14 protein-coding genes are annotated in these 18,094 nt (G+C 58.8%); 3 read left to right on the top strand and 11 right to left on the bottom strand.

Going from position 1 to position 18,094, the window contains the following annotated elements:
- Window positions 1–81: 81 nt before the first annotated feature.
- Window positions 82–1,746 (bottom strand): NAD+ synthase, encoded by a 1,665-nt coding sequence (locus G7W63_RS13700; protein ID WP_166259115.1) that lies wholly within the window; start codon window positions 1,744–1,746, stop codon window positions 82–84.
- A gap of 105 nt (window positions 1,747–1,851) precedes the next feature.
- Here G7W63_RS13700 and G7W63_RS13695 point away from each other — a divergent pair, with 105 nt between their 5' ends.
- The 3 genes from G7W63_RS13695 to G7W63_RS13685 all read left to right on the top strand — a co-directional run bounded on the left by G7W63_RS13695 (window position 1,852) and on the right by G7W63_RS13685 (window position 5,655).
- Complete coding sequence (locus G7W63_RS13695) at window positions 1,852–3,492, top strand: sensor histidine kinase (protein ID WP_166259112.1); 1,641 nt, start codon at window positions 1,852–1,854, stop codon at window positions 3,490–3,492.
- Window positions 3,493–3,570: 78 nt separating this feature from the next.
- Entirely contained in the window at window positions 3,571–4,944 is a 1,374-nt protein-coding gene (locus tag G7W63_RS13690) for a sigma-54-dependent transcriptional regulator (protein WP_166259109.1), read from the top strand.
- A gap of 144 nt (window positions 4,945–5,088) precedes the next feature.
- Complete coding sequence (locus tag G7W63_RS13685) at window positions 5,089–5,655, top strand: GspH/FimT family pseudopilin (protein WP_166259106.1); 567 nt, start codon at window positions 5,089–5,091, stop codon at window positions 5,653–5,655.
- Between the two features lie 12 nt (window positions 5,656–5,667).
- On the opposite strand, the gene G7W63_RS13680 is transcribed toward G7W63_RS13685, so the two are convergent.
- The 10 genes from G7W63_RS13680 to ileS all read right to left on the bottom strand — a co-directional run bounded on the left by G7W63_RS13680 (window position 5,668) and on the right by ileS (window position 18,092).
- Window positions 5,668–6,141 (bottom strand): type IV pilin protein, encoded by a 474-nt coding sequence (locus tag G7W63_RS13680; protein WP_166259103.1) that lies wholly within the window; start codon window positions 6,139–6,141, stop codon window positions 5,668–5,670.
- Between the two features lie 84 nt (window positions 6,142–6,225).
- A complete protein-coding gene (locus G7W63_RS13675) occupies window positions 6,226–10,521 on the bottom strand; it encodes a pilus assembly protein (protein ID WP_166259100.1) in 4,296 nt (1,431 codons plus the stop codon).
- A gap of 25 nt (window positions 10,522–10,546) precedes the next feature.
- On the bottom strand, window positions 10,547–11,092 hold the full coding sequence (locus tag G7W63_RS13670) for a pilus assembly PilX family protein (RefSeq protein ID WP_166259097.1): 546 nt from the start codon (window positions 11,090–11,092) through the stop codon (window positions 10,547–10,549).
- Between the two features lie 6 nt (window positions 11,093–11,098).
- On the bottom strand, window positions 11,099–12,142 hold the full coding sequence (locus G7W63_RS13665; RefSeq protein ID WP_166259178.1) for a PilW family protein: 1,044 nt from the start codon (window positions 12,140–12,142) through the stop codon (window positions 11,099–11,101).
- The gene (gene pilV / locus G7W63_RS13660; protein ID WP_166259094.1) at window positions 12,139–12,591 is read right to left on the bottom strand and encodes a type IV pilus modification protein PilV; all 453 of its coding nucleotides are present in this window, start codon (window positions 12,589–12,591) and stop codon (window positions 12,139–12,141) included. The genes G7W63_RS13665 and pilV overlap by 4 nt, the downstream gene beginning before the upstream one ends.
- Window positions 12,592–12,604: 13 nt before the next feature.
- Window positions 12,605–13,111: a GspH/FimT family pseudopilin gene (locus tag G7W63_RS13655; RefSeq protein ID WP_166259175.1), complete on the bottom strand. Its 507-nt coding sequence runs from the start codon at window positions 13,109–13,111 to the stop codon at window positions 12,605–12,607.
- A gap of 204 nt (window positions 13,112–13,315) precedes the next feature.
- The gene (gene ispH, locus G7W63_RS13650; RefSeq protein WP_166259091.1) at window positions 13,316–14,269 is read right to left on the bottom strand and encodes a 4-hydroxy-3-methylbut-2-enyl diphosphate reductase; all 954 of its coding nucleotides are present in this window, start codon (window positions 14,267–14,269) and stop codon (window positions 13,316–13,318) included.
- Window positions 14,270–14,284: 15 nt separating this feature from the next.
- Complete coding sequence (gene fkpB, locus G7W63_RS13645) at window positions 14,285–14,737, bottom strand: FKBP-type peptidyl-prolyl cis-trans isomerase (RefSeq protein ID WP_166259088.1); 453 nt, start codon at window positions 14,735–14,737, stop codon at window positions 14,285–14,287.
- A complete protein-coding gene (lspA, locus tag G7W63_RS13640) occupies window positions 14,734–15,270 on the bottom strand; it encodes a signal peptidase II (RefSeq protein ID WP_242634425.1) in 537 nt (178 codons plus the stop codon). Before lspA ends, fkpB begins: the two co-directional genes overlap by 4 nt.
- The gene (ileS, locus tag G7W63_RS13635; RefSeq protein ID WP_166259085.1) at window positions 15,270–18,092 is read right to left on the bottom strand and encodes an isoleucine--tRNA ligase; all 2,823 of its coding nucleotides are present in this window, start codon (window positions 18,090–18,092) and stop codon (window positions 15,270–15,272) included. The genes lspA and ileS overlap by 1 nt, the downstream gene beginning before the upstream one ends.
- Window positions 18,093–18,094 lie beyond the last annotated feature (2 nt).

The raw sequence follows: 18,094 nt of genomic DNA, 5'->3' as shown, positions 1-18,094 counted from the left end.
ACTCCGAGCCGGGGCTGGGCAGCCTCCAGCCATCTGCCCCGGGGCCTCTCATCGAACTACTGCTTACTACTGCCCTACTCGCTACTTGCCGATTTTCCAGCCATTGGTGATCGGATAGCGACGGTCTTTACCGAAGCCCCGCTCGGTAATCCTGATACCCAAGGGCGCCTGACGCCGCTTGTATTCATTAACGTCTACAAGGCGTGTTACACGCTCGACATCGGCGCGCTCATAGCCTTCGGCAATAATCGCCTCCGCACTGTAATCCCGCTCCACATAGAGATTCAGGATCTGGTCCAGAACGGCGTAGTCCGGAAGGCTGTCCTTGTCCTCCTGCCCCGGCGCCAGTTCCGCTGACGGCGGCCGTGAAATGACCCGGTCGGGAATCACCGGGGAAATCTCGTTGCGGTAGCGGGCAAGCTCGAACACCAGGGTTTTCGGTACATCTTTCAGGGCATCGAAACCGCCGGCCATATCGCCGTACAGGGTGGAGTACCCCACCGCCATCTCGCTTTTATTACCGGTAGTGAGCACCATGGCGCCAAATTTATTAGAAAGCGCCATCAGGATGACCCCCCGAATCCGTGCCTGGAGGTTTTCCTCGGTGGTGTCGGGCTCGGTGCCGGCAAAAGGCTCAGCCAGCGTTTGCATAAAGGCATCGTACATGGGCTCGATTGAATAAACTTCGTACTGCACCCCCATGGTTTTGGCCTGGGTGCTGGCGTCCTCACGGCTCATGTCTGCGGTGTAACGGAAAGGCATCATGACCGCCCGAACCCGATCAGCGCCCAGGGCATCCACTGCGATAGCCAGGGTCAATGCTGAGTCAATGCCTCCCGACAGGCCGAGCACCACAGATTTGAAGCCATTTTTATTCACATAGTCCCGAACCCCCAGTACCAACGCACTGTAGATGTTGTGGGGCAGCGATGGCTCCTCTGGAAGCGGCTGGGATACGGGCTGGCAGTGGCGCTCGTGGGTGAAATCCACGGCATAGAGCCCCTCGCTGAACTGGGGAGCTTCCATCGCCACCTGGCCGTACTGATCCACCACCAAGGAGCCACCGTCGAAAATCAGCTCATCCTGGCCACCCACCAGATTGGCGTAGACAATACTGATGCCATTTGCCTGGGCCTTACGCTCAAGCAGGGCCTTGCGCCGGGCCTGTTTGCCGATGTCATAGGGAGAGGCATTGAGGTTCAATATCAGTTTGGCACCGGCAGCCACCGCTGACTCGATCGGGCCATCGCTCCATATGTCCTCGCATACGGTCAGGCCGACAGGAACACCGCGTATGTCCACCACACAGGGCTCGGTACCTTCGGCAAAATACCGTTTCTCATCGAAAACCTGGTAGTTGGGAGGGAACTGCTTGAAGTAGCGGGCGGTGATCCTGCCTTTGTCGATAACCGCGGCGCCGTTATACAGCAGGCCCTTTTCCCTCAGAGGCAGCCCGATCACTATGGCCGCATCGAGCTCCGCTGCCATAAGCTGATCCAGGGCCTCCTGGATACGCAGGTCGAGGCTGGGGCGAAGCAGCAGGTCCTCGGGTGGATAGCCGGTCAGGCAGAGCTCCGGGAAGACCACCACATCCGCTCCGTGCACCCGCTCTGCACTGCGGGCAGCCTCGAGGATATCCCGAGCGTTACCGGGAATGTCGCCCACCAGAAAGTCCAGTTGGGCAATAACCACCGTGAGACGATTGCCCGGTTTTGCGTCTGACCCGGCTTCCGACCGTTGCGACATAGTTAAGCTCCTGTAACTCGTTGCGGGTAAAAGGCTATTATAGACCTGTCGCGGGCCCGGTTTCTCTCCCGGGCCCGGCCCAACCACTGAAAAAGATCCACTAGCATGCCAGAAACCCGCCTTATTGGCAGTGCAGCAGAGCCTGACCCGACCACCCCTGACCAGCGGGTGAGACTGTTCCGTATCTATAACCAGTACCGGCTGGTGATCAGTTTTACTCTGGTCGCGGTGATCTTTGTGAACCTGGATGCCTTCGATACCCGGTACCGGCTGGTGGACTACTATCAGGGCAGTGTCATCAGTTATTTTGCCCTGAATATTTTTATCGGGCTGTTACTGATGGCGGGGTTTCGGCCCCTGCAGCGCCACATCACGCTTTCCGTGTTTCTCGACATTATCATCATGCATGCCCTGTTGCTGTTCAGCAGCGGCATAACCAGCGGACTGGCCAACCTGGTCATTGTTGCGGTCGCGGCGGGCAACATACTGACACCCAGCCGGATGGGCATTTTTTACGCCGCCCTGGCCGCCATCTGTTCCCTGGGGGTTGCCTCCTGGTCCGTGCTGGCCCTGGGCAGCAGTGCCGATGACATTGTGCGGGCGGGGTCTCTGGGCATTCTGTATTTTGCCGCGGCTTTCCTGCTGCAAAACATAACCCGGCGCATGATACGCAGTGAAGCCCTGGCGAACTCCCGTGCCCAGAGCATCATGGAGCTGGAGCAGATCAACCAGCAGATCATCCAGCGCATGCGGACGGGCATCCTGGTGACAGACCGGTTCGGACGTATCCGCCTGGCCAACGCAGCCGCAGCGGAGCTACTGTTTGGCCAGACCACGGACACAGCGGCCCGCCACCTGTCCCTGCCTGCACCCCTGCGGGCCGGCCTCGACCAGTGGCTGAAAAACCCCGCCACCCGCCTGGAGCCGTTTCAGGCAAGCCAGCTCACCCCCCTGGTACAGGCCAACTTCACCCGGCTGCACCAGGAAAAGGGCGACCAGATCCTGGTCTTTATTGAGGACATGAGCAAGGTGACCCAGCAGGCACAGCAGATGAAACTGGCCTCTCTGGGGCGACTGACTGCCGGTATTGCCCATGAAATCAGGAATCCCCTGGGCGCCATCAGCCACGCCGCCCAGCTCATGAATGAGTCACACCACCTGGATATGGCCGACCAGAAAATGCTCGACATCATTCAGCGCCATTCCCGGCGGGTGAATGGCATTATTGAAAACGTTCTTGACCTGTCCCGACGCCAGCCTGCGGACAGCGAACGGGTCGATATCGCGAACTGGTTGCAGGAGTTTGTCGCGGATTACAGCCAGACCGTCAGCCTTAACTATGACCGGCCGGTGTCTATCGAACTGGATCTGCCCGATGACCTGCCCCCTGCCCCCATGGACGCGAGCCAGATGGAACAGGTACTGGTCAATCTGTGCGATAACGGGCTGCGCCACAGCATGGCCGAATTCGGTGAGCCGAAATTGCGGATTTCAGCGGGGGCAACTGCGGATGGCGAACGGGCCTTTATCGATATCCGGGATTTCGGCGCTGGTATCAGTTCTGAGAACCGTAGCTCAGTCTTTGAACCTTTCTTTACCACCGACAAGAGTGGCACCGGCCTCGGCCTTTATCTGGCCCGGGAACTGTGCGAGGCTAATCAGGCGCATTTGTCCCTCCTGCAAGACGACAACCAGCCTGGCTGCTGCTTCCGGATTACTTTTGCCCATCAGGGACGGCTCGTTTAGAGCACCAGTGAAGTGCCGTTCAGAATCCCGGGAAACCGAAGAACCACCATGTCCTGCCATGAATGAGACCAGAGCCAGATGACAACCCATACCGCGCTTATCGTTGACGACGAACCGGACATCCGGGAACTGCTTGAAATCACCCTCACCCGCATGGGAATCGCGACCAGGACGGCGCCCGATGTCACCACCGCCAAAGCGCTGCTCACCGAGGCGGCACCGCAACTGTGCCTGACCGACATGAACCTGCCCGATGGCAACGGCATCGAGCTGGTCACCTGGATGCAGCAGTACTGCCCGAACACGCCGGTAGCGGTGGTCACAGCCTATGGCAATATGGATACGGCCATCGAAGCGCTCAAGGCCGGTGCCTTCGACTTCGTCTCCAAACCGGTGGAACTGCCGCGCCTGCGGGAGCTGGTCAATAGCGCGCTGAAGCTATCGGAGCCTCGACCGCCAGAGGCGCCGGAAAAAGACGAGCCCGGACTGTTGCTGGGACAGTCCCCGGAAATAAAGCGCTTGCGAACCCAGGTCCGCAAGTTGGCCCGCAGCCAGGCACCGGTGTTTATCAGTGGCGAATCCGGCAGTGGCAAGGAACTGGTGGCCCGCATGATTCACCTGCAGGGACCGAGGAACGACGCGCCCTTTGTGGCGGTAAACTGTGGCGCCATCCCGTCAGAGCTGATGGAGAGCGAGTTTTTTGGCCACAAGAAAGGCAGCTTTACGGGCGCCACGGACAACAAGGATGGCCTGTTCCGCTCTGCCAATGGCGGCACCCTGTTCCTGGACGAAGTCGCGGACCTGCCCCTGGCCATGCAGGTGAAACTGCTACGTGCCATCCAGGAAAAAGCGGTACGCCCGGTGGGAGAATCGAAGGAGTTTCCGGTCGATATCCGGGTTCTAAGTGCAACCCACAAGAATCTGCCCGACCTGGTGCAGGAAGGCCTGTTCCGGCAGGACCTGTTTTACCGTATCAATGTGATCGAGCTCAGCGTACCTCCCCTTCGGGCACGGCCGGGCGACATTCCGCTGCTGGCCAGGCACATACTCGGGCGCATAGCCCGGGAGTATGAATGTGAACCTGCCGAGCTTACGCCCGGCGCCATTGAGCGCCTGAAACACTATGACTTTCCCGGCAACGTCCGTGAGCTGGAAAACATACTCGAACGTGCGTTTACCCTCTGTGATGCTGACAGAATTGATGCCGACGACCTGCACCTTGGGGCTGCCGCGGCGCTCAGCAGCGCGCCCCAGCTGTCCGGCCCGGACATGCCGGCCATTGAGCTGCCAGAAGGCGGCATGGACCTGGAAAACTACCTCGAGACCATCGAGCGCCAGGCCATCGAGAAAGCCCTGGAAGCCACCCGCTGGAACAAGACTGCAGCCGCCAAAAGGCTGGGGATCAGTTTCCGGGCGTTGCGGTATAAGCTTAAGAAGCTGGGAATGGAGTAGACACTTCCGAAACCCTGCCATGACCATGAATTCGAACAAATCACTTAAATAATCAGGATCAATCGCCGATTTTGAGCGAAATCGTTGATAATATCGGTTCTCAGACAGGACGTCTGAACTTGCATCCCCATGGAAGGAAAAACAGTGAACGGTCTCAGAAAGCATGAGGGCCTGACCCTCATAGAGCTTGTGGTAGTTATTGCTCTGATAAGTGTGGTGGTTGGTTTCGCTGTTCCCGGCTTTGCCGGCCTGGTTGAGAGGTCCCACCGCCAGACCACCATCAGCAGTATGGTGAACCTTTTCAATGTTTCCCGAACAGCGGCGGTCCAGCAGCAGGTGCCTGTGACCATCTGCCCGCTGGACCCCGCCGATGCAAAGTGCACTCGGGACTGGAGTCTGCCCGTAACTGCCTTCACTGACCCGCTCCGGCAACGGCAGCTCACCTCTTCAACAGAAGTAGTTCTGGTCAAGACTGCCCCTTCCCGTGGCCGCCTGATCGGCGGCACAGGCATAAGGCGCTATTTCGGGTTCAATGCAGACGGCATGGCGGCCGGGGCTATCGGTAACGTGACCTGGTGCCCGGACGACCGCGATGCCAGTAAAGCGGTTCAGCTGAGGATCAACTGGGGCGGACGCGTGGTGCGAGCCCGAGATACCGATGGCGACGGTATCGCAGAGGACTCGCGGGGAGCACCTCTGGTGTGTAGCTGAGGCGCAGGAGAATTAACGCTGCCAGGTGTCCTCGCCGGTACCGAGCCCTCCGGAATTATCGGCATCCCATCCACGCTGACCGGTTGACCGCAACTGGATGAAACCGTGATTGGCCTGGGCCGTGCCGGCGATGGGCACGGCCCTCAGCTCATAGCTGTTCGCCGTCAAGTTGAAGATTCTCAGGTTATAGAATTTCGTCGAGCCATCCAGTGGGGCCTGGGTCGGAAAGATGGTCGGCGCCGTCAGGGTATCGGAGATAGCGGCGGTTCCGCCATCGGCACCCAGATAGGAGCCGTTCTGGGTGTGGTAACGCTCCATGGCGCTGCCAAAGGAGGTTAGTGCGCCCTGGGCGTCGGTGGCCCGGGCATTCTCTACGTAACCGGTATAGCTGGGTATGGCGATTGCCGCGAGAATCCCGATGATAGCCACGGCTATCATCAGCTCCATCAGGGTAAAGCCCGCCTGCCTGCTCTTCTGTCTGTACATCGTTTTCACCGTCGGTACTCCAGCTTGATAATCTGATTCCGGGGCTCCACCGCGCCCCACAGGTCGCGGTGGACGCTGCCAGGGCTAGGGTTCAAGAAGCTCCTGCCAGCCAAGTCGACCCGTGCGCTGGCCGGAACTGCCGGTATCGGTGTCGCGCTTGGCCACCTTGTCTTCATTGGCCACGTTGATGTATTGGCCGTCCCCCAGGAAGGCTGTGCTGCCGGTACCCTGATCGTCACTCTTGGCACCAATGTAATTGCCATCCGTGCTGTCTATGACGCCATCGTTGTTGGTATCGAAGACCGGGCTGTCCGGATTGGAGCCGTCCAGGTCAACGGACATCAGCCAGGAAGTACCGCCTCCATCACAGGGGGACTGCGAGGGGGTGAAAGTCTCGAAGAAGACGATCTCGCCCCGTATCTGGGCTGAGTTTATGACTCGTTCGCCAGTCTCCGGCAGGTCCATGTACCAGCCGTACTCGCGACCATTGCCAGCCGTATTACCCCAGTCTATGGTGGCGCTGCCACTCTCCCTCAGCAGCCCGTTGGTCGAGGTAGTAATGGTCTGTGCTACCAGGTTGTTTCGCGTCAGGTCGGCATCGCCCCGGTCCCAGACACCATAAAACGTCTGTTCATCGGTGTTACTGGCATCGCCGTTGGTGAAGTAACCGCCGGTTCCGAACAGCACCAGGAAGTCCTCGCCGTTGGTCCCTTCCGTTCCCACAGGTGACTCGACATTCCGGACCACCAGGGGCCTGGAAGAAATGGGCTGGGGAGCACCGGGGCCGGCTGTGCCGTCGGTGGCCTTGAATAAGGGCTTTGGCGGGGAGTTATTGTTTCCTTCAAGATAAGCCGCGCGCCAGTTGCCCGAATTAGTTGCACTGACATCTGCGACCCACATGTTACCTTCCCGATCACCGCCGTAAATCCGATCTACAACAGAGTCGCCATTGGTATCCAGAGGTTGCACGGCCGACATACCGCCGGTGTCGCCCATCTCAATAAACTCGTAGTCAGTACCCTCGACCCAGGTTCCGTCAAGTCCACCGTCCATGTACACGATGAAGATACCGGTCTTTTCATCCAGGGCATCGGTACCGTTGGCCCAGCCATTACCCAGAATCATCGCCCATTTGCCATTCGGCATAAGCCCGACGACCGGTTCGCTGGTCACATAATTGAGCCTGCGGTCGTGGCTTTCGTTGAACTCCCAGAGCACCAGGTCAGCCGCGCTGGCCTCGGAGAAATTGGCCGGGTTGGTGACGTCCAGGGCGAAGAAACCAACGCCGCCGTTGCGAAGGCCACCCACAAGCACCGTCCGCCACGCTTCCGTGCCATTCGGGCTGGCCTTGGTGTAGACATCAACGGCCTGCGGCGAAAGATCAACGTAGTAGCGGTGGCCGTAGTCAGGGTGAGTCAGGTAGTTCAGGCCTTCGTTAGCGTTGGACGAATAGACCGAGCGTGGCACATAGGCCAGCACTTCCTGACCGCCGCCCTCAGCAGTGGCTTCCTTGGCATTGAACCCGTGCAGCATGCCATCGTTGGCTCCCACATAGACCACCGGCGTGCGACCGGCTGCAGTAATGTTCCTGAAGTTTGAGTAACGGTCGGCCGCGACCCCAAATGGGCCCGTGTCGGGCCAGTTAAGTTTGGGGCTGCCCACGTATAGCGGTGTCGAGTGGACGATGTCGCCCAGCACGCTGGACCGGTTCCGGAACTGCTGGCCCTCTCCGTTACGGGCGCCTCGCAGATAGTTGAGCCTTTGCTCACCCTGGGCATCGGCGGTTCCGGCAGATGACGTGTTGAGATCCGCCTGCTGACCGGTGTCCAGTAACGCGGTATCCCAGCGGAAGGGGACGCCATCACCGGTGTTGTTGGAATAGGTAAGAATGACCCTGTCAGCGGGCGTTTGGGCATCAAGGCGAGCGGAGGCGTTCCATGCCGGGGTATCGGCCACATCTCCCGTGTTCGGATCCAGTTCACGGGCAGCAAGGTTACCGCTCCACGCTGTGGAGTTGAAGGACGCGCTGAACACCAGGCTCTCTGAGTTAAGCGTACCGGTGTTAAAGGTCACGCTCGACGAGTTGCCAATGGAAGCGATGATGTCCCGAAGAGCCGAAGACAGCTCGGTACGCAGTTCAACCGGCGTCAGGGCGTTGAACATCTCGCCACGGCCGTTCACCGCCGCATGATACAGATCATCAATCATGCGCTTGTCCCGCAAACCCGTGTCGGGCCAAGTTGGGTTATCTGTATAGGCATCGGCCACTTTGTTGTGGGTAACGCCAAACAGGGTGCCCTGGGCCCCGAGGCCCGCAGTAAAGGTATTCATGTGAAGATTGGTATTGCAGTCGAGGCTCGTGTCAGGGGTTGCAGCATTACACCCCGCCGGCACTTTCACATTGCCCGTCGGGGTAAGGTCAGTCCTCAGGTTCTCTTCATAATACTTGTAGGCAATGTCCGCCAGGGAGTCGCTGTAGCTGTCCTGGTAGGGTGCTCCGGCTGAACCGTCCTCATTGCCAATGCCGCTGATGTCACTGTCGTTGGAGAAGCCATCGGTAAACAGCAGCGTGAAGTTCTTCTGACATTCCTGGGTAATGGGGGCATTGGCGTCCGTACGCTTGAATTGCTGCGCGGCATGGTAAAGCGCTTCCCGGTTAGGGGTTCCACCACTGCTGACATAGTCATACTGCTCGGTCAGGAAGGCGGTGACGTCTGTTGAATCATCCATGTCGTACATGGTCACGTCGCGACGGTTATTGATCCAGAAAAGACCGGTCTGGATGCCGCCGAGGCCCTGGAAGGCGCTGGCCAGGCCACCACGAACCGCCTGGTGGCGACGACGGTAATAGGTAAACCAGTTGGCGAAGTTGGTGATTTCCTGGTCGTAAGTCCGGGTCTGGGTAGCACCGTCCTTATCGACGTAGCTGTATGTCTGATTTGGTTTGATGTCCACCCGGGCAAGGCATTCGCCGCCGGGGCCGATGGCATCAATGTCGCTGGAGAACTGACCGGTGTCCGCCATAAACGCTGCATAATGGGAAGGGTCGGGGTCGGTGGCGCAGTCCCGCACGACGGAGCTCGAAGGAGTCAGGCTTGTGGTGACTACGCCTGAGGGGATGGCTGCTTCGGGTGTAATCAACACCTGATCAATGTAAACGTTCGGTTCCCGGTGACGGATACGAAGCGACTGGGTACCTGTCTGGGTAAAGTTGACCGCGCCCCAGGCCTCCCAAAGCCAGGTGTCGCTGTGGTCGTGGCCATCAAACCATTTGTTCCAGTCCTCCCCTGAAACCTCAACCCATGTGGGGTTATTGGGCACAGTGATAGCCGTCTGGTCGACGCCGAACAGATTGATCCAGAGGGAGTCGTCACTACCACTGGCCATCTTCCGGCGCAACCAGATAACATGGTCACCGGTCTGTTTCGGGGAAAAGCTGAAATCCAGCTGCCCGGTGCTCGAGTTGGGTGGAGAGTCGTACGAATTACCAATAGCTGAATCCACACCCACGTAGTCATTGCCGGAAGCGGCAGCTATCAGGCTGCCAGATGAGATACTGCTCGACGCGGAAGACGCCAGCTGAAACTGGCCTGTTCTGACAGCATCCTCTCCCTCAAGCAGAACCGATTTGCCAGAGTCGAATTCCGTTACACCAATCTTGGCGGTAAAGGTGTAGCTTCCGGTGCCCTTGACCACGTAATAATGGGCCGGAAAGTAAGTGTAATGCTTGGTGCCGGTTGAGCCACAGGCGCCACCGTCATCGGTGCAGGGCATGTCTGTGTCGTTTACTTCAAAGCCCCACTCAGTCTTGCCAGTGGTATTGATATCTGCCGTTAAATCGATATTGCTCTGCGACGACCGCCTGGGGTCGAATGGAGCCGAAGTCTCATCGATATCACTGAACGAAAGGCCACCATAGGAAGGCCAGGGATCGTACTGTGCAGAGGGATCATAATAGGACTTGTTAAACGCTGCGCTGCGAGCAAAGGCAAAGGGCTTGATCGGCGGAATGGAGTGATGCCCCGAGCTTATTTTCCGACCGTCGTAAGTGCCATTGCGGCCATTGGGCAGCAGGTACACATATTTGCCGCCGTTACCCTGGGATAAAACGCCGCTCTCGCCCGCATCGTTGAGTTTGCCATCTGCTTTTACGAACGAGCCATTGGTGCCGAGCCACAGGGCACCGTCGTTCACACTGAACAGCGTCTCAAAATCCATACTGCCGGAGTCATCAATTGCCAGCATGACGTTGTGCTTCACTGTACCCGCCAGGAACAGGGGTTCATTCGCGGGCACGACCGGTGCCGCATAACCGACGGAGGGCAGTGTCAGACCAAGACCAACGAGAATATGAAAACTGTGTCGAGTGAATCTGTTCATGGGAACAACTCCATTGGGCTAAGGCCTAGCTGCCTTTACCGTAGTAAACTTCAATGATGCGTCTTGTCTGTCCTGACCGGCCGGAGCTCCAGGCGACGATCCGGAAGCCCTCCGGCGGCGCTGCCGAGCCGCCGGTGTAGTTGGAGATCGCCATGTTATTGATCAGCTCTTCATTGGTGACCTGGCCGACATGTTGGATCAGGTATCTCGGGGCCACGGCAAGTTCCGCTGTCGGAAATCCTGCAGCCGCGATTGAACCGGTCGTGCCAGCCGTACTCCAGGTAGCGCCTCCGTATAGGTCTGGCGTAGCAGCTTTCAGGTAAAGTCCGGTTGTAACGCCAAAGTCACCGAGGGTCACGGTCTGGTTCTCAAGCCGGAGCTCAGCCTCACGAGCAGCATACTCCGCCGCTTCCCGGGCGATCTGACCGTCCCGGACTGAGGACACCATACGCTCCTGAAGGGAAGCGCTCTGCATGGATGCCACCGCCAGCAGTGACAGGATCAGGAGAATGAGCAGACTGGTAAGCAATGCGGCGCCGCTCTGGCGCTTTAAGACGAGTACAGAGTTCATAACAGCCTACATCCTGTTTCTGATGGTTGACGTCATGGTATAGACGCGGCGCAACCGAAGATCGCTGCCGTCAACAGCTGCACCATTGAAAGTCAGAGTCTGAGCGTTATCGAGAACATTCGCCTGGCGCGAACGGACCAGAAGGGAGGCTCGAACTGACAGGACGTCGTTCAGATCACTCACGGTAGCTGCCGTACGATATGCATTTACGGTGCCGTCGCCGTTGGTGTCCTCGCCGTAGAGAATCTGTATATCCTCCACGCCGTCTATCAGCTCAATGCTCTGCGTTGAACCAATGTTGGTACCTGACAGTACGCCACGGCGCAGGAACAATGCTGGCTCGCCGCTCACGCCGGTTCCGACAAAATAACGCTCACTGTAGGGCACGAGTACCGAAGCGCCAGTATCGTAAAGCTGGGAAAGACAATTGGCCGAGTTACTACCGCCTGCACATGGGCCGGAGTTCTTGCCGTTACCCGGCACCACCGACCCACCAGTGTTGTGCTGGATCTTATTGCCACTCGGAAGAGCCGTTACCTGGAAGATATCGCCACCCCGGCAATCTGTGACGGCGACTATGTCATCTTCGTTTAAACCGGAGACACTCGTAACATCCATCACGGCGGATGAATTGTTCATTGGCCCGGAGAGCTGGATTGCCGAGGACCCCCGGGTTCCCCGAATAACAATCACATCCGTACCATCAGCAACCGTGTCCGCAGCGTCCGCATTGTTATCAAAGCCGTCTAGTCCTGAACCAAAACCGAGGACGTCAGGGTCTATACCGTTGCCATCATTGAGATTATTAAAGATCCGGCTTTGATCCGCACAACCCCAGTAATCCGCATTACGAATAGCTTTGGCCAGAATCTCCGTCGCCATGCGGCCGGTTTCTTGCACATCCGCGCTGGCGGCGGTGGTATCGAAGGCCTGCCGATTGCTCACAAAAATCTGGGTCAGCCCCAGTATCAGGATCAGCCCGATCAATCCGGCGATCATGAACTCGATCAATGACAGGCCCTGCTGTTTTTTCATCTGCAACGTCATCATTGATCAATCCTCGCCTGGAGGGAGTAGGTCTGCGCCTCTGCATCATTACCAAGACCGCGCTCAGTCCAGTTGATGGTGACCACAGCTCTGCCATTGGCATAGGCCACGGCGCCGGTCGCGGTGGGGATATCAGCTTGGAGGTTGGCGTGCCATTCTGCGGCATCCCAGGCCGCCAGCTCTGCCGGTGTGCAGGTGGGCAGGCAGCCTGTGGCGGTGCTCGCGCCGGAAATCGTGTTGTATTGACCACTCTGTACCGCAGGCATGTTGGCCCTCATGCGCTCGACGATTTCGTAGGCATGGATGTTCACCAGGGAACGGATATTCGAATTGTCGCTGGATTTGAGCGCCAGGCTTTGCATGCCAGCGACGCCCAGCAAACCGACAGCGAAAATTAGCATCGCCACCAGTACCTCAATCATGGAAAGCCCTTGCTGGCCTGATCTGTTCATATCCCCTCCCCTGTTAACAGGCAGCGCTGGCTGTCCGGATGCGACCCGAGAATCCGGTGCAGATAAAGCTGGTGGCCGTGTTGGCACTGGCGACGCTGAGCTGGAATTCGGCTGCTGTTTCCGGAGTGATGAAGCCGTTACCCCTGAAGCCGATGGTGGTGGCGCTGCCGGTTATGGTCAGGCCAGTACTGATATCGGCAAAACGCCGCAGCTCTTCGTTTGCGTCGAACGTGTTGTCGCCATCGGCGTCGAGCCATACCAGCAGGCCGCTGCCCCAGGCAGTGCCGTCTACCGGCCTTATATTGACCGTCCGGCCTGCCTTTACCGCCTCGCTGCGGGCATAGTTAAGCGTGCCCAGCAGGCCATTGGCGGTTGAGGAAACCCGATTGCTCTCAATGAGACGGCCGAAGGACGGCACGGCGTAAGCTGCAACGATGGCGATAAGCGCAACCACGATAACCAGTTCGATGAGGGTAAAACCCTTGTGGGAATTTCTTTTTGAAGCAGTTTCAGAAGACATAGCTCACTTCCATTCTGACGTAATGGAAGATTAAACAACGTCCCTCTAGCCCGCTACGGGAACGCGACGAACGGTTTGTTGGGGAGGATAACCGGTAGGAAAAGAGCTTGGGAGTGTGAACCGGGTCCCAGTGCAAGACCCGATCGCTACCTGCACCTCATTGAATGAAGAGGTGCAGGACGCAATGGCTCGGTTTGAAAACTGTTACGAAACCTCGACCGCATCAATGCGAAGTTCGCGGGGCATGGAAAACACGATATTTTCCTCCCGGCCCGAGATTTCCTGGGGCGCTTCGCCCCCCAGATCCCTTAGCCGCGAAATCACGTCGTTCACCAGAACTTCCGGAGCGGAAGCGCCGGCGGTGACGCCGACGACCTGGCAGCCATCCAGCCAGGCCGGGTCAATCTGGCCGGCTTCGTCGATCAGATAGGCCGGCGTGCCCATGCGCTCGGCCAGCTCCCGCAGCCGGTTGGAGTTGGAGCTGTTGGGGGAACCCACCACCAGCATCAGGTCGCAGTCGGCCGCCAGCTGCTTGACCGCGTCCTGCCGGTTCTGGGTGGCGTAGCAGATGTCGTCTTTGCGGGGGCCCTGGATTTTGGGGAATTTAACGCGCAGGGCATCGATGACCTTGGCGGTATCGTCCATGGACAGAGTGGTCTGGGTCACATAGGCGAGACGGGTCGGGTCTTTCACGGTAAGCCGGGAGACATCGTCCTCGTTCTCAACAAGGTAGATTTCACCACCATTGTTGTGATCGTACTGACCCATGGTGCCCTCGACTTCCGGGTGACCCTGGTGGCCGATCAATATGCATTCATCGCCACTGCGACTGTAGCGCATGACTTCCAGATGCACCTTGGTGACCAGGGGACAGGTAGCGTCAAACACTTTCAGACCGCGCCGGGTGGCCTCGGTCTTGACCGCCTGGGAAACCCCGTGGGCACTGAAAATCACCAGATGGTCGTCGGGCACTTCATCCAGCTCATCCACGAAAATGGCGCCGCGATCCCGGAGATTGCTGACCACGAACTTGTTGTGAACCACCTCGTGACGGACATAGATCGGTGCTCCGAACACATCCAGTGCCCGGTTGACGATCTCGATGGCGCGGTCAACACCGGCGCAGAAGCCCCGGGGGTTGGCAAGACGGATCTGCATAAAAGGCCTGATTCCTCAGTGCGCCGGCCCGGCCGGCTCCACATCAATGATTTCCACTTCGAACAACAGTGTACGCCCTGCCAGGGGATGATTGAAATCCACCGTCACCTGGTCGCCTTCCACATGGTCCACCACGCCGGGTAGCTCGCTCTGGCGGGCATCCGCAAACGAAATCATGACCCCGGGCTCAAGCACCATGTCGGCGCTGAAGTCCGAGCGCTTGAACATCTGGACGTTGCTGGGATTCTTCTGGCCAAAGGCTTTCTCGGGGGGCACTTCGTAGATTTCCCTGTCGCCGGCTTTCATGCCCATCAGATAGGCCTCGAAATTCTCGGGCAGGTTGTCGTCACCCATTTCCAAGGTGGCCGGGCCTTTTTCAAAGGTCGAATCGATCACCTGACCGTCCTGAAACTTGAGGGCGAAGTGCAGGGTGATGCGGGTGCCCTTGTCAATCGGCAACTGGTTCATCTTGCTGTATCTCCCTTGTCAGAATTGCCGGAGGTGCCGGATGGGTTGCGGAACATGTCCAGTATCATCATGGCTGCCCCTATGGTGATAGCGGTATCGGCAATATTAAAGGCCGGGAAGTGATAGTTCCCCCAGTAAAAATGCAGGAAGTCGACCACATAACCATGGACAATCCGGTCGTAGACATTGCCAAGCGCCCCACCCAGTATCAATGCGATGCCGATGGCCAACCAGGTTTCCTTGCGGCTCAGGGTGCTGAGCCAGCGCACCAGCACCACGCTGATACCCAGCGCAAGGATAATGAACAGCCAGCGCTGCCAGCCGGACTCACTGGCCAGAAAGCTGAAGGCTGCCCCGGTATTGTGCAACAGGGTCAGGTTGAACATGGGCATCACCGGTACCGGCTGGGCATAGCTAAGCCAGGCCGTCGCCATCGCCTTGGTGGCAAGGTCCAGCAGCACAACCAGCGCCGCCAGCCAGAGCCACCGCAGCATCTGTGAACGCTTACCGCCCTGCTCCATGACCTGCTCCATCATGCGAACGCCCGGGATTCACCCTGGCCATCCACATTATCGACACAGCGACCGCACAGATCCTCATGCCCAGGATGCTGGCCGACGTCGGCACGATGGTGCCAGCAACGCTCACATTTGGGATGCTGCGCGGGCCGGACCTTCACCCACAGGCCCTCATGACTGGTGGCCTCGGCATCGCCAACCTCCGGCGTGGGGCTGACAGTAGCTTCGGAGGTAATGAGTACGAACCGCAGCTCATGACCCAGCAACTCAAGGTTCCTGGCCAGCTCAGGCTCGCAGAACAGCTCCACCTCGGCACTGAGCGAACCCTTGATCTCGCCCCGGGCCCGGGCATCTTCCAGGCGCTTGTTGACCGCTTCTTTCACGCTGTAGAGCTCACGCCAGTAGTCACGACCCAGCCTGGCGTCTTCCGGCAGCGCGGTCAGCCGCTCATACCAGGTTTCAAAGAAGACGCTGTCGCCGCGCTTGCCCGGCAGGTGCTGCCAGATCTCGTCAGCGGTAAAGCTCAGGATGGGTGCAATCCACCGGACCAGGGCCTCGGCGACGTGGAAAAGCGCGGTTTGGCAGGAACGGCGCGCCAGGCTGTCCGGCTTGGTGGTGTACTGGCGGTCCTTGATGATGTCCAGATAGAAGCCGCCCAGGGTCGCTTCGCAGAAGTTGTAGATCTTCTGATAGACCTTGAGGAAGGCGTAATTCTGGTAATCCTCATTGAGTTCCTGCTGCAGCACCCGCGTCCGGTCGACCATCCAGCGGTCCAGAGCCAGCATATCGTCCGGCGCAACGGTATGATGCTCGGGTTCAAAACCGGTGAGGTTGCTCAGCAGGAAGCGGGCGGTATTGCGGATACGGCGGTAGCCGTCGGCGGTCTGGCGCAGGATGTCCTTGGAGACGGTCATCTCACCGCTGTAGTCGGTAGCCGATACCCACAGCCTGAGTATGTCTGCACCCAGCTCGTTCATGACCTCTTGGGGTGCGATGACATTGCCCAGGGACTTTGACATCTTGAGCCCTTTGCCGTCGACCGTGAAACCGTGGGTGAGCACCTGGCGATAGGGCGCTACGCCATTGATGGCAATGGAGGTTTTCAGTGACGACTGGAACCAGCCCCGGTGCTGGTCCGAGCCTTCCAGATACAGGTCGGCAGGAAACTGGCCCAGTTCCGGGCGCTTGCGCAGCACGGAGGCATGGGTGACACCGGAATCAAACCAGACGTCCAGGGTATCGGTGACTTTCTCGTACTGATCCGCATCAGCGCCCAGGGCCCCGGAAAAGTCGTAATCGTACCAGGCATCGATGCCGGCCTTCTCCACCTGCTCGGCCACCGCCTCAATCAGACGCGGTGTTTCCGGGTGCAGCTCCTGGGTCTGCTTGTGGATGAAGAGCGCTATGGGTACGCCCCAGGTCCGCTGGCGGGAGATGCACCAGTCCGGCGACTGCTGGAACATGGCTTCAATCCGGTTCTGCCCCCAGGCCGGAACCCAGCGGACACCCTTGATCGCCTCGAGCGCATCATTGCGGAGGTTTTTCTGGTCCATGCTGATAAACCATTGGGGCGTGGCGCGATAGATCAACGGCGTCTTGGTCCGCCAGCAGTGGGGGAAACTGTGGCGGAACGTTTCCCGTCTGACCAGCTTGCCAGCACGCTCCAGGGCACTGCACACCGGCTCATCCGCCTTATAGACATGCACGCCTGCCAGCTCGTCGCCGGCGGCCGGGGTATAGGTGCCATCAGCCTGAACCAGGTTGATGGTGCCTATGCCGTAGGCCTTGCCCACCACAAAATCTTCCATACCGTGGTCAGGGGCGGTGTGCACCGCACCGGTACCGGCATCGGTCGACACGTGCTCTCCCAGAATGACCGGGGCCTGACGATCATAGAACGGATGCTGAAGCGCAAGATGTTCCAGGTCGATACCCTTGCAGGTTGCCAGCACCTGATAATCTTCGACACCCCAGCGGGCCATGATGCCTTCGACCATGTCCGCAGCCAGGATCATACGCTCCGGCCCCTGCCCTGCATCGGTCTGAACCAGCGCATAGTCCAGACCGGCATTCAGGGCCACCGCCTGGTTTGCCGGAATGGTCCAGGGCGTGGTGGTCCAGATCACTACGGAGACCTCGCCTTGCCCGTCCGGACTACCAAACGCCGCCAGGGCGTGACTCTGGTCCACCGCGGTAAACCGGACGTCGATCTGGGTGGAGGCTTTATCCTGGTATTCCACTTCGGCCTCAGCCAGAGCGGACTGACCGACCACACTCCAGTACACAGGCTTGTAGCCCCGCTGAAGATGGCCGTTGGCTACAATCTGACCCAGGGCACGGATAATATCGGCTTCCACTTGCGGGTCCATGGTCAGGTAGGGCCTGTCCCAATCTCCCATGACCCCAAGGCGGATAAAGTCGGTTTTCTGGCCGGCAATCTGCTTGGCGGCATAATCGCGGCAGGCCTGGCGGAAGGTTTTATGGTCAACCTTGTCCCCGGCCTTGCCAATGTCCTGCTCGACCTTGTGCTCGATAGGCAGGCCATGACAGTCCCAGCCTGGCACGTAGGGCGCATCGTAGCCCATGAAGCTCCGGGATTTGACAATCATGTCCTTGAGAATCTTGTTGACCGCATGCCCGATATGAATACTCCCATTGGCGTAGGGAGGGCCATCATGAAGGATAAACTTCTCGCGGCCTGCGCGAGCTTCGCGGAGCTTGCCGTAGACATCCAGCTCCTGCCAGCGTTTGAGCATGTCCGGCTCACGCTTGGCGAGGTTGCCACGCATGGGAAAAGCCGTTTCGGGCAGATTGAGGGTGTGCTTGTAGTCGCTCATGG

It is taken from the genome of Marinobacter salicampi (assembly GCF_011074795.1).
Taxonomy (GTDB): domain Bacteria; phylum Pseudomonadota; class Gammaproteobacteria; order Pseudomonadales; family Oleiphilaceae; genus Marinobacter; species Marinobacter salicampi.
Note: the sequence above shows the minus strand (reverse complement) of the source record. Positions and strands in the feature narration are given on the sequence as shown.